Source organism: Allomuricauda sp. XS_ASV26 (assembly GCF_041224615.1).
Taxonomy (GTDB): Bacteria; Bacteroidota; Bacteroidia; order Flavobacteriales; family Flavobacteriaceae; genus Flagellimonas; species Flagellimonas alginolytica.
This window is the reverse complement of the sequence record NZ_JBGFGK010000029.1, coordinates 129,454-140,790: the sequence shown is the minus strand read 5'-3', so window position 1 is coordinate 140,790 and position 11,337 is coordinate 129,454. Positions and strand designations below refer to the sequence as shown.

Here is an 11,337-nt window from a genome sequence, read left to right as displayed (position 1 = left end):
CCACCATAATAGACAACAGCATTATTTTCTACTCGTTGTTTTTCATTTTTTTTACAAGAGAATAATAGACATATTCCCAAAATCAGTAACAAGGTTTTTTTTGTTTTCATATTCTTTGGTTTTAATTATTGCCAACGGTCTTGTGTATGAAACGTAGCGTATAAATAGACACTAACTTTTCGGATTTAGCACAAGCCAATTTTTTATTTTTATGTTTAATTTTCTTTTCTAAATATAACCAAATAAAAAATTTGGCGTACTTTGTAAATATACAAAAACCTCTCGGAAAGCCTATAATAGCTATGTTTTATACACGTTGTTAGCTACTGGCTTTATTCCGCAAACTTGCTAGCGTTGGCGTTTAAGCTCTTTTAAATTTGTGAGGCACGAGCAAACTTTAAATGTGCTTGAACTTGCGTTGGCTATTCCGATTCAATTGCGTTTTCTATTAAGTTTTTTATTTCATTCTGTTTTTGTTCAATTTTTCTATCAATTTCTTTTTGTTCATCAATTTGTTTTGTGATGCTATCACAAATTTCATTTTGTTTTTCAATCGACCAATCAGGAATTGGAAACTCTTGAATCATACTTGGAAAGATATTATGATTCTGTAACCCTTTTTTATTTGTTGTAATTAATTGTTGAAAGAATATACTTCTGAAATAATAATAGGCTAATTGATGATTGTAATTTTGAAGTCTTATGCGCATTGTGAAATCTGCGTAAATACCTTTAATATTTTTTTTAATTAATGCAAACTTACCAATTGCCATACCAGACCTTGTCATAATGATATCGTTCTTCTTAACAGCTTTATTTAAGTTTTGACTTGAATAATCATCTGATACCTTTTTAGCATCTTCTTTGTCGAAATAAAATTTCTTAACAGTTGCCATTGATATATAGTAATATTCTCCGTCTTCGTCATATTGAGAAGGTGAAACACTTTTCCCTAAACTAATTGGAATAGCAACATAATCTTTTATCCTTTTTTGAGTTTTAGATTTTAAAAAGTCCATCATATATTTACCAGACTTATGTTGAAATCTATAACCAAATCGACAATCTATATTATTGGAAAAGTTAACTAGAGAAGAAGAAACTATTTTCTCATCTTTAAGCTTATTGAATTCTTCAAAATTAAAATTGAATTCTTCTGCAAATACAGAATTTATAATTTCTATTTTTTCTTTTTTATATGTTTTTAAAGAATTGATTTCATCTTCTAATGGCGATATTTTAGAGAGTATTAAATTTTGTCTTTCAAAATCTACTTTAGGAAACCTAACACTTAATATGTCAAATGGACTAACATTTTTTTGTGTTTTACCCATTGCAACAATTTTTATCTGATTTTGAACTTTATCTAGCTTTAATAAATAGGATAAAAATTTTGGATTAAAATTGATAGTCTTGTCTTTTAATCGAATAATACCAACCCGTTGATTTAATAATAATTGAGTTTTTAAATTTTCAACTAGACCTGTTTTAAAATACTTTCCATCGCCAGTCATACCAATAAGTATGTCGTTTTCCTTTATTTGATAGTTTTTAAAAGTATTATAATAATCTTCAGGTAATTTATTCATTTCATCATATAGGATATCACCTAATTTTGAAATGTCTCCAATTCTACAAACAGAAGTTCCTTTTTCAGAGTAATCCTTTGAAGAAAAAGCATAGCCCGAAATAATTTCGAAATAATCAGATATACGTTCTTGCAAAAAGGATTTGTCTGCATCAATTTCCTTACGTAGCTTAAAGTAATTAAAATGTGAAAATAAATAATGAGTTTTACCTACATCACTAAACTTTGTGTTAGACCAATTTACTCCCATATTACATCTTTTCTTATTGCGTCTAAAATGTTCAAAACTTCAGTATTACGAAGTAAAACATCATCACTTTTATATTGTGTTAAAAGTCCTTTGTCAAATTGATATAATAAGTCTTGGTCAGTTCTTTCGTAATATTCTGTTTTTAATTCATCATTTGAATAATATGTTTCTAAAAAGGTTGTAATGTTTTCCAAGTCAGACTCAAGCGTTTCAATTTTATTACCAATGTTTTCAATATCAGCTACTATTTTTTCTAATTTCTTTTGATTGGAAGCAATTTTATTTGCTTTTAATTTCTTTTCTAGTTCTGCTTTAATTGTTAAAAGCTCTTTTTCTTGTTTTTTGGCAGTTGTAATATTGTTTTGAAAACTTTCAATAATTGAATTAGTGTCTATGTTTTGAGGTGCAATTTCTTTGTCGAAAAGGTCATTTGGCATTGGGTTTTCACCTCTTTTAGTTCTTTTGTAACCAACATTTTCGGCTTCTGCCATAAATATGTCATAATCAAATTCTCTAGCAACTTCACCAAAAACCCACCACGTATTATAAAAACCAAACACTTCTGTTTCTTTATCATATTTAGACAAACTTTTAATTTCATCTTGGTATTTTGTTAAAATGTCTGTTACGTCTAAAGTTTTGTCTTCTTCTGTCAAGTAGTCTTTTAAGAACCTGTAAATATTATTTAATATGTTTTTATTGTTTTTTTTCTCAATGTCTGAAACTACATCTTTTGCCCATTTTTTATTTAGAGGTTTTTTGTCAACAAAGTATAAATTATAGTCTTTAATTCGTGTGTTTAATAAACTCCATTCATTACCATATTTGTTCCAAACTACATTCCATTTTTCAACTTCTGCTTTTGTCTTTTTTTGAGCAAAAAGTAAACTTGTTTTTGTTGAAGTAAAAGGCTCAAATGTTATTTGAGGTAAACTTACAACTGCTTTAATATTGAAGAATTTAAATAAGAAAAGACGAATGTATTTGTTTTCTGTTGTGTCAAAAACACTTTCTGGTAAAACAACACCTAAACGACCTCCTTCTTTTAATAGTTGATAATATCTTTCAATGAATAAGTTTTCCGAATTCTTTTTATCGCCAAAAAGAAAAGCGTTTTTTGCTTCTCTTTGTGTTTGATTATCTAAATCAACGCTAAAAGGTGGATTACTAATAGCTACATCAAATTTTCCATTTACTTCTTTATTGTTGTAGATTTCCTCATTTGTTGCAGTTTCTAGAAAGTTTGGGGAAGTCTCTTTTACATAAAAACGAAATGGCAATAAACCATCTTTCACAAAAATATTAGTAGAACCATCTCCGTGTAAAATCATATTTACTTTTGAAGAAGTCCCTAAATCAAAGTTTATTTCAGAGCCATAGAGATATTCTCTTGCCCATTTGTTCTCGTTGTAATCTGGCGTGAACAATTCTTCAAATCTTTGCTTTATTTGTCGACTAGATTTTACTTTTTTTCTTTGTTTATATTTTACTTCTTTAGTAATAAGTTTCATTGCCTCAACAAGATAAGTTCCACTTCCTGCTGATGGGTCAATTATTAATGGCAATTCACGATTATTATTTAATCTACTTAAAGCTAAATCGTCTAATTGTAAAGCATATAAAAGGAAGTTTACAATTGGTGTAGGTGTGAAAAACTGACCTTTATTTTGTTTGAAACCGTCTCTTGTGATGCTTTCAAAAAAGTCACCAAGTATATCTTTACCATCAAGAGAGCTTCGACCTTCAAGAAATGAAAAGCTTTCAAGAGATTGAACTGTGTAAACTAATTTATTTAATGGAAACTTGTTTCTATTAATGATATTGTCATCATCAATTTTTTGTTGGTCAGTAACATTTAATTGTTCTTTTAATGCTCTTTTGTAAAGTTCATTTATTCTTGTAAATATTTTATTTTGAGCTTCAATATGAGAACCATATTGATAGATTTGAAAGTCATATTCCTCTCCATCTTCTTTTTCGTATTCATCTTGAATTTTTGCAAGAATGATGTTCACTAAAGAATAAAATATTTCGCTATCGTTAGTTCCACCACCACCCCAAAGTACGTTGTGTAGATTTTTTCCTAATCCTTCAATTTCATTCCTGTTTATTCTAACACGTAAATCATATTTTTCATCACCTTTTATTAAAGGTTGTTTTTTTGGTTCTCCATAACCAGCAGTTAATTCTGTGCCAATAGAAATATAACCGTCTTTTTCCCAATCGTCATATGTTTTGTAAGTATCAAAATCAATTATAATTGCTCTGTCAATTATTTGATTGTCTTGTAATTCAGCAGTATAATAAACTAAATATTTTACTTTAGTTTTGTGTTTCTTTTCTTCTTCTTGAGCTAGGGTAAAAAGCTGTCCTTCAATTGTTTCTTTTCCGTTTTCATAGTCTTGAGGTGATTTTGCTTCTATAAAAAAGAAAGGATTTCCTTTGTCATCTTTTACTAGCACATCAATTCTAGGGTTTTTAGTATCTCTCCCAATTTTTACAGAATATTCTTTTTCCGTTTCTAGATTTTGTGGCTTATAATCTAATTCGTTAACAAGTCTATCTATTAAAAATGCTCTAACAATTTCTTCATCACCAGTTAGTGCTTTTAAAGTCCTGTTACTTTTTATTTTTTCCGAATAATTTACGGTTGCTTTTTCAACATTGATTTTTGCAATTACATTTTTTTGCTTGTTGAGTTTGTTTTCAACTAATGTTCTCCAGTTATTTGTCATTGGTTGTATTTCGTTTTTCTAGTAATTCAGCAACTTCTACTTTCAATATTTCCGCAATCTTGTATAAGTCCTCTAAACTCGGTTGTCTTTTGTTTTGAGCGTAAGAGTGTACCATATTGTAACTCTTTCCTAGTTGTTCTGCCAACCAGATTTGTTTAATTCCTTTTTGTTCTAAAACCTCTTTTATTCGGTTCATTTTGAATTTTTTTAATTCAGACCACTAATGTAAATAACATTTTCAATATACTCACTAAATGAGTATTAAAATTATCATTTCGTATGAGTGAGTGGTGGGAAAAGGCAAGCTCTTTTTATTTTGTGAGGCACGAGCAAAATAAAATGTGCTTGACTGCGCGTTGGCTTTTCAGAGCTTGTAGCTAACTACTGGATATCCGGAAAGTTCCGCATAACCATATTGATGTTGGATAAAAATAGTACTTTTTCACTATAAATCGATATCTTCATATTATTATGTCATTGCCTGATTTTGTGAAAATATTGGAGGTTAAGCGGTATAGCAGGAACACTATAGAGAGTTACTCTTCCATCGTAAAGATGGCGACTCAATTTTTTGAAAAGCCACTGAACAAGATTGATGAAACCGAACTTCACAGGTACTTCTATCATATGGTACACACCAAGAAAGTATCCTATTCCTACCAGAAACAGGTAGCGATGGCCTTGAAGCTGTATTACAGAGAAATTTTCGGTCAGAACATTAACTTGGAATATCTATTTCCGAGTAGAAAGCCAAATAAGCTCCCCGTAGTCATCGCAAGAAAGGAAGTTCTTAAAATCATTGAAAAAGCCAACAACATCAAGCATAAGAGCATGATAGCCGTGGTCTACAGTGCAGGCTTAAGGGTAGGCGAGTTGATTGCACTTGAAATCAAGGATATAGATTCATCCAGAATGGTGATACATATTAAATCAGGAAAGGGCAACAAGGACAGGATAGTACCCTTATCTGAAAAAACCTTGTCAATGCTTCGTGAGTACTATAAAGAATATACGCCCAAACGATACCTATTTGAAGGCCAAAAGGGAGACAGGTATTCTTCGTCAAGTTTCAACAAGCTTCTCCAGGCTGCTGCCAAAAGGGCGAGAATAAATAAAAACATCACCGCGCATACCTTGAGGCACAGTTACGCAACGCACCTATTGGAAAATGGTACCGATATTAGAATCATCCAAAAACTTTTAGGGCACAATTCCATTAAGACGACCATGATTTATACCCAAGTTACTGAACCTACTTTGTTGAATGTGACAAGTCCTTTTGATGATTGAACCGCTCCATAAATTGGCCGTTTTTCGGTACAACCGAAATGCCCTAAAAAAATATCTTATCCTAGTTCCATTTATCGTTCTTTTTAGTAGTTTCGTTATATAACCTTTTACGGAACTAAAAATGGTAGTAGGATATGCCAGGGTATCGACACCCGAGCAAAAGCTTGAAGCACAGATCGATCTGTTAAAAAATGCTGGTTGTGAGAAAATTTATAAGGATATAGCAAGCGGTACCCGGGACGACAGAAAAGGATTGAACGAAATGCTGAGATATATGCGAAAGGGGGACACTATCCTTACCTATAAAAACGACAGGGTTTTCCGTTCGCTGAAAAATATGGTTGAACTTATTGATAGGTTCAATGAGGCAGGGGTACATTTCAAAAGCTTGAGCGAACCGGAATTCGACACCACATCGGCCAACGGTAAATTTTTATTACAGATTTTTGCGGCAGTTGCGGAATTCGAACGCAACCTTATCAGTGAACGCACAAAGGTGGGGCTTGATAATGCAAGAAAGCGGAACAAGTTGTTGGGCAGGCCCAAAGGGTCGAAGATTGAAACAATCGAAAAGTACCATTATGCCAAGCATCTGTACGGGAATCAAGGAGTATCGATTGATTTGGCCTGCAAACGGGCAAAAATCGGTAAGACCTCTTTTTATAGAGTAGAAAAAGAACTTTCGTCAAAATCAAGTAGTTAATCTCAGACAAGGCTATGTCTTACCTCACATCACTTAGCATAACTACAGAAAGAACCCATCCGTTTCCCTATGATGTCAGTGCAATAAAGTTTGCAAAGGACGTTGATGTATCCGCACCTGTTACCTTTATTATAGGTGATAACGGTACCGGAAAGTCCACATTGCTCGAAACATTGGCACTTCGTTTACAATTACCACATATGGATGGATTTGGGTATGGTAAAAATTGTTTCAAGGCAGCCCGTTCGTTGACGCCATATCTGCATTTAGATTGGAAAATTGAAAAACCCAGAGGATTTTTCTTCAGGGCAGAGGACTTTGGTGACCTCTTGAACAGTATCGACAGAGAGGATGCCAGGCTCCATGAATCCTTCAAGGATATTTATGGAGAAGTTCCAGACCATATCATCCAAGAAATGAAGGACAACCAAAACTATCAGATTTATCGAATGCGATTGAACTATGGTCAGGATCTACAAGGTTTTTCTCATGGGGAGGCCTACCTGAAGATAATGGACGATACTATAAATGGAAACGGGATATTTCTATTGGATGAACCGGAGGCCGCTTTGTCACCATCCAAACAGTTGTCCTTGCTTTATTTTATCCAAGAACATCTTAAATCCCATATGTCCCAATTCATTATAGCTACACATTCACCTATGCTTATGGCATATCCCGGAGCCAATATATATGAGGTGACCGACAAAGGAATGAACAAAGTATCTTTGGAGGAGACAGAACATTACACTATTACAAGGTCGTTCCTGCAAAGTCCAGAAAGCTATTTGAGGTTTTTCAAGTAGAAAGTCCGGTATTATAATATGCGGTGCCGTCAAAAAATGGATACCACCATTTATCCCTTGTATTGGTTTCTCCTATGTTTTTTCCAGTTCCTGGTACGTTTTGAATACTTCGAGTTGGTCGTTTCAATCCCGTGGGGAAAACAGTAACAACAGCCACCCATCTTAAGATAGTTGTCAATCCTTGATAAACGAACATTGGATATTTTCTTTGGAAAATCAATATGTCCTTCAGGGGTAAGTCCAAAAGCCCTTTCAAATCGTTTCGTATATTTCACGATTTCAATGTTTTAAGTGAATACTTAAAACATTGAGCCTTTTAGGAATTTGGAAAGAAACATAATCGGTTGATTTCCGTAAAGATAGTCCATAAAACAGTTTGGGCACAAGTTATATTCAAAAGCTATGAAATGGTAGTGTAATCCCGAAACAAACGAATGTTCTTAAGCATTTGCAGAATAGTAGTTTGGTTAATCCAATTGGACTTTTGGCCAACTTTTGAGATGTAACCATTGTATAAGAAGTGCCAGTGTTTTCAGTACCTGTGAGCTAAGTTGTCGTTTTATGCAGCTATGAGGTCACTAGGCCAACGAGGCAATATAGAACTATCATAAGTATCATTTGGGAGGCTTAAGAATAGGAAGAAAATGGCCAGAAGAAAATGCGGGCAGGCGAGGGGTGAATTTGTGGCTTGACGCAAAGAGCCATTGCCCTGGGCTTTGTGTTCAAATGCAAAGCATTTGAGTGGTGTAACCACCAGACACAAAGGGAGCGTGGAAGCATATTTTCTTCTTGATTTTTTGTTTCTTTTTTATCAAGAAAAAAGAAAGGAGATAACAGCGAGAGGTTTCAATCCTATTTGACATAATGTTAGAATCGCTCATAAAAAAAGCTGATTCGGAAGAGGATGTGAGCAAGTGCTTAGAAATTTACGCTCCGCTAAATTGTAAGCTTTTGCGGCAAGCTGGCAACAAAGTTTCTGAACTTTTCTTCTAAAGATTTCAAATCAAACGGACAGCTTAATCTGAGGAAAAAATACTTTGCTTTATGCTGTGGGCAAGCGTTGGCAAATTGTGTGTAGAGAAAAATGCATCAAGCATTTTTGTTTACAAAACAATCGAGCGATTGCGCGCGGCAATTAAATATAACGACAAATTATGGTACAAATGTGCTTGCACATTCACGAACACCCGTAAAATAATTATTGTGTGAGTAAATGAAAAGATGCGGCGCAGCCGACCGCTAGTGAATGTTTCATGACCCCATTGAAAATTTCAATCCATGACGCTCACATGAGGGATATTTTACATAATGGAAAATTATAGCTTACACGTGACAGGTAAAATTATCCAGCGGATGATTTTATTTGGCGGCGAGATGGTGCGTTGGAAATAAAACAACGAATGTTTAAAGCAAAGTGCTTTGACATAAAATCGGTATCGTTATGACGCTAAAGCATCAGAACTGATTTTATATCAAATAGCACAGCTATACACAATTTGCTGCACTATAACATTTGTACTATAATTTACATTATGTAAAATAGAGAATAAAAGAAGCCCTAACAGCTTCCCTTTCCAATCTACCCTCCCAAAATCATTAATGGAACGTTGGCCTTTCGGATAACGGACTTTATGGGACTCGATTTAAAAAAATCAGAATCGTTTCCTTTCTGGGAAATACACAATAGCTGCGTATTTGTCCTGGAAACATAACTCACCAAGCCATCAACGGCATTACTGCCTCGACTAAAATTATAGGAAACCGTTTTTTGCCATGGATATGCACGGGTTTCCGATTCCTGTTCATCTGAAATTCCAAAATGTCGTACCGGCCTTTCGTTATCCCGTTTTAGTTCCAAAATTAGGTCTAGGTCGTTTTCCGCCAATTCATCGCCGAAAATACCCAGATTAATATCGTCGAACGAACGCAAGCTGTTATCGTTGCCCAATATTAGAACGTGGGTATGGCTAACCTGATCTATTACAAAATCTGTGATACTTTCAAAGAAAACTCCAATTTTTGGTCGTTGCTTGCCCAAAACCAAAAAATCGGGTGTTGCCTTGGCCAAATAGTCACCGACCCTGTTCCTAACATTGCCATACTCCAGTTTGTAGCCGATGGTGAAATCTTCATTCAAGCTAACGCGCGAAATCAACTGCTCCAATGCCGACCTCGTGGCCCTATCATCTTGGTTCAGCGTTCGAATGGCCGATAATTGGCTATCACCTTTGATTAGATTTGTAGCTGGTTTTACATGGAAGACCTCTATGTCACCATCAACACGCTTGGCGAGCTCTACCGCACTGGACAGGACAGACTCAGAGTTGTCCGTCATATCCAACAATACGGAGATACGATACTTTTTGTGATGTTTTTTCATACCTGATTGTGATTATCCTTTTACTTAAAGATACTACCTAACTCGCTTTTATCCCGTTTTTTAACGCAGGATTAATAGATAAATGTGATTTTCGCAACCAATTTCACATCAAATCAAAGATTTATAACCACTTTTTAGAAGAAATGTTTGATTTTTTTCATCAAACCCAAAGAAATCGTGTACGGCGCGTACCTCAATGGAACATCTAACCAATTGGCACGTTTTACAATCGATTTATGGTGCGAAAACAAATCAAAGGAATGTTTGCCGTGGTAGCCCCCTATTCCAGATTGCCCCACCCCACCAAAGGGCAAGGACTTATTGCTGATGTGTACCACGGTATCGTTTATGGTTCCCCCACCAAAGGAGTATTGGCGCATCATCCGTTTTTGAAACTTTTTGTTGGTAGAGAACACATAAAAGGCCAAAGAGTTGGGGTAGCGAGAAATATAGTTGTCCAGTTCACTTTCGTCATCATACGAAATTATGGGCAAAATAGGACCAAAGACCTCCCCTCCCATTACAGTACTCTCCAAGGGCGGTTCGTCCACCAATGTAGGTTCCACAAAACGATCTTTATCGTTAAAATTACCTCCAAAAAGTATTCTTTGACCTTGGAGCATGGTTTTCAGTTCTTCGTAATGCTTACTCGTGGTAATCCGTGCAAAATCCTCTGAGTTTTCAATAGTATTTCCATAAAATTGTTCAATGTGGGATTTTAACCCGTCCACAAGGTCATTTTTTACGCTCTTGTGCACCAAAATATAATCGGGGGCAATACATGTTTGCCCTGCATTTATAAATTTTCCCCATGCAATTCTTTTAGACGCCAATTTTATGGATGCGGTTTCGTCCACAATACATGGATTTTTGCCACTAAGTTCCAAAGTAACAGGTGTTAAATGTTCCGCTGCTTTTTGGTACACAATTTTACCGACACGTGTACTGCCCGTAAAAAAGATGTATTCCCACTTTTCGGCCAATAGTTCGGTAGATGCCTCTACCCCACCCTCAACAACGGTAACATACTCTGGCGGGAATACCTTTCTTACTATCCGCGCGATGATCTTAGAGGTGTTCGGGCTAAATTCCGATGGCTTAAGAATTGCGGTGTTTCCGGCGGACAAAGCTCCTATTAAGGGCGACATGGTGAGCAAAAAGGGATAGTTCCAAGGTGAAATGATGAGCACTTTGCCATAGGGTTCCGGTTGTATCCACTCTTTGGACGGAAAATTTAGCAAGGATGGTCCAACACTATTGGGTTCGCTCCACTCCTTTATATTTTTAATGGCATGCTTTAACTCGGCCAAGGTCAACTGGGTCTCGGTGGCCAGGCTTTCGAACTTTGGCTTTTTAAAATCGGCGTACAAGGCATCGCAAACGGCATCTTCTTGACCCTCAATCTCTTGTAGCAATTTTTTCAGATATTTTTTTCTAAAAGCAACATCTTTTGATTTGTGAGTGGCAAAAAAATCATTTTGGGCCGTTACCAATTGCTTAACCATATGAGAAACGTTTCTTTAAATATAACCAAACAAAGAATAGTAACCTATTAAAACAAAAAAGCACCGATAACAGTCGGTGC

The 11,337-nt window shown here is 35.1% G+C and carries 8 protein-coding genes; 3 read left to right on the top strand and 5 right to left on the bottom strand.

Annotation, left to right across the window (positions count from 1 at the left end; translation table 11 throughout):
- Positions 1-422: 422 nt before the first annotated feature.
- The 3 genes from AB9K32_RS05100 to AB9K32_RS05090 are packed head-to-tail and all read right to left on the bottom strand — an operon-like array spanning position 423 to position 4,769.
- Positions 423-1,838, bottom strand: coding sequence for a restriction endonuclease subunit S (locus AB9K32_RS05100; RefSeq protein WP_369884550.1), 1,416 nt, complete (start codon positions 1,836-1,838; stop codon positions 423-425).
- Entirely contained in the window at positions 1,829-4,573 is a 2,745-nt protein-coding gene (locus AB9K32_RS05095) for a restriction endonuclease subunit M (RefSeq protein ID WP_369884549.1), read from the bottom strand. The genes AB9K32_RS05100 and AB9K32_RS05095 overlap by 10 nt, the downstream gene beginning before the upstream one ends.
- Entirely contained in the window at positions 4,563-4,769 is a 207-nt protein-coding gene (locus tag AB9K32_RS05090; RefSeq protein ID WP_369884548.1) for a helix-turn-helix domain-containing protein, read from the bottom strand. Before AB9K32_RS05090 ends, AB9K32_RS05095 begins: the two co-directional genes overlap by 11 nt.
- A gap of 275 nt (positions 4,770-5,044) precedes the next feature.
- On the opposite strand from AB9K32_RS05090, the gene xerA reads away from it, so the two are divergent.
- From xerA to AB9K32_RS05075, 3 genes are all read left to right on the top strand, one after another.
- Positions 5,045-5,863, top strand: coding sequence for a site-specific tyrosine recombinase/integron integrase (gene xerA / locus AB9K32_RS05085; RefSeq protein WP_136567480.1), 819 nt, complete (start codon positions 5,045-5,047; stop codon positions 5,861-5,863).
- A 121-nt stretch (positions 5,864-5,984) separates the two neighbouring features.
- Complete coding sequence (locus AB9K32_RS05080) at positions 5,985-6,566, top strand: recombinase family protein (protein ID WP_094998671.1); 582 nt, start codon at positions 5,985-5,987, stop codon at positions 6,564-6,566.
- Between the two features lie 14 nt (positions 6,567-6,580).
- Positions 6,581-7,372 (top strand): AAA family ATPase, encoded by a 792-nt coding sequence (locus AB9K32_RS05075; protein ID WP_094998672.1) that lies wholly within the window; start codon positions 6,581-6,583, stop codon positions 7,370-7,372.
- Positions 7,373-8,951: 1,579 nt separating this feature from the next.
- Here AB9K32_RS05075 and AB9K32_RS05070 read toward each other — a convergent pair.
- Together AB9K32_RS05070 and AB9K32_RS05065 are read right to left on the bottom strand one after the other, a co-directional pair.
- Positions 8,952-9,752, bottom strand: a complete 801-nt coding sequence (locus tag AB9K32_RS05070; protein ID WP_369884547.1) for a universal stress protein — start codon at positions 9,750-9,752, stop codon at positions 8,952-8,954.
- 134 nt (positions 9,753-9,886) lie between these two features.
- The gene (locus tag AB9K32_RS05065) at positions 9,887-11,257 is read right to left on the bottom strand and encodes an aldehyde dehydrogenase (protein WP_369884546.1); all 1,371 of its coding nucleotides are present in this window, start codon (positions 11,255-11,257) and stop codon (positions 9,887-9,889) included.
- Positions 11,258-11,337: the final 80 nt, after the last annotated feature.

What these genes read in the sequence shown, in the direction of transcription:
- AB9K32_RS05100 (WP_369884550.1), bottom strand. Translation starts at nt 1,838, where the DNA reads ATGGGAGTAAATTGGTCTAACACAAAGTTTAGTGATGTAGGTAAAACT.
- AB9K32_RS05095 (WP_369884549.1), bottom strand. Translation starts at nt 4,573, where the DNA reads ATGACAAATAACTGGAGAACATTAGTTGAAAACAAACTCAACAAGCAA.
- AB9K32_RS05090 (WP_369884548.1), bottom strand. Translation starts at nt 4,769, where the DNA reads ATGAACCGAATAAAAGAGGTTTTAGAACAAAAAGGAATTAAACAAATC.
- xerA (WP_136567480.1), top strand. Translation starts at nt 5,045, where the DNA reads ATGTCATTGCCTGATTTTGTGAAAATATTGGAGGTTAAGCGGTATAGC.
- AB9K32_RS05080 (WP_094998671.1), top strand. Translation starts at nt 5,985, where the DNA reads ATGGTAGTAGGATATGCCAGGGTATCGACACCCGAGCAAAAGCTTGAA.
- AB9K32_RS05075 (WP_094998672.1), top strand. Translation starts at nt 6,581, where the DNA reads ATGTCTTACCTCACATCACTTAGCATAACTACAGAAAGAACCCATCCG.
- AB9K32_RS05070 (WP_369884547.1), bottom strand. Translation starts at nt 9,752, where the DNA reads ATGAAAAAACATCACAAAAAGTATCGTATCTCCGTATTGTTGGATATG.
- AB9K32_RS05065 (WP_369884546.1), bottom strand. Translation starts at nt 11,257, where the DNA reads ATGGTTAAGCAATTGGTAACGGCCCAAAATGATTTTTTTGCCACTCAC.